The organism is Mesorhizobium sp. M7A.F.Ca.ET.027.03.2.1 (assembly GCF_003999175.1).
Lineage (GTDB): Bacteria > Pseudomonadota > Alphaproteobacteria > Rhizobiales > Rhizobiaceae > Mesorhizobium.
Map to the genome: position 1 here is coordinate 1 of NZ_RZOM01001523.1, position 1,004 is coordinate 1,004.

General features: G+C 66.3%; 1 protein-coding gene. It reads left to right on the forward strand.

Features of this window, described 5'->3' with window-relative positions:
• Nucleotides 1-1,004: indolepyruvate oxidoreductase subunit beta family protein (locus tag EN750_RS36140; RefSeq protein WP_127399406.1), on the forward strand; the 1,004-nt coding region annotated here is incomplete at both ends.

The window sequence follows — 1,004 nt, forward strand, 5'->3', positions numbered from 1 at the left end:
ACCATCTACTATGTCGAGATGGCCCGCGACACCGGCCGTCTGCCGGTCTTTGCGCTGTCGCCCTCGCAGGGCGATGTCGACATCCTGATCGCCGCTGAGCTGATGGAAGCCGGCCGTGCCATCATTCGCGGCTTCGTCACGCCCGACCGCACCACGCTGATTGCCTCGTCGCACCGCATCGCCGCCGTGTCGGAAAAGATCGAACCGGGCGATGGCCGGGCTTCGTCCTCCAAGGTGCATGCGACGGCGGAAGCCGCATCGAAGCGCTTCATCGCTTTCGACATGGAAAAGATCGCAGCCGACAATGGCTCGATGATCTCGGCCAGCCTGCTTGGCGCGCTGGCGGGGTCCGATGCGCTGCCCTTCACCCGCGAGAGCTACGAACAGGCGATCGGTGCCGGCGGCCGGGGCGTCAAGGCCAGCCTCGCTGCCTTCGGCGCTGCGTTTGACCGCGCGCGCGGCACGGCAGCACCGGCGCCGAAGCCGGCCGAGCTCGCGATGGTCGAATCTGCCTTGGGCACAGGACAGGTGAGTGGCCCGCAAAACCTGCTGCAGGGCTGGCAGGCCTTGGCTGCCCGCATCGACCTGTTGCCGGTAGCCGTACGCGACATGGCACTTCGGGGCTTGAGAAAGGTCGTCGACTATCAGGACATCGCCTATGGGCGCGAGTATCTCGACCGGTTGGACAAGGCCGTCGCGCTGGACGGGCCGCTTCAGGGCTATGGCCTGTCGATCGCTGCTGCCAAGCATCTGGCCAACGCGCTGTGCTACGACGACATGATCCGTGTCGCCGATCTCAAGACACGTTCGACGCGCGGCAAACGCGTGCGCCGCGAGGTCGGCGTCAAGGACGGCTCGATCCTGCAGGTGACCGAATATTTCCACCCGCGCATCGAGGAGTTCTGCGGCACGCTGCCGGCGGGTCTGGGCAGCTACATCGAGGACCGCCCGAAGCTCGCCGCCTTTCTCGATCGCCGCATCAACCATGGCCGCCGCATCCGCAC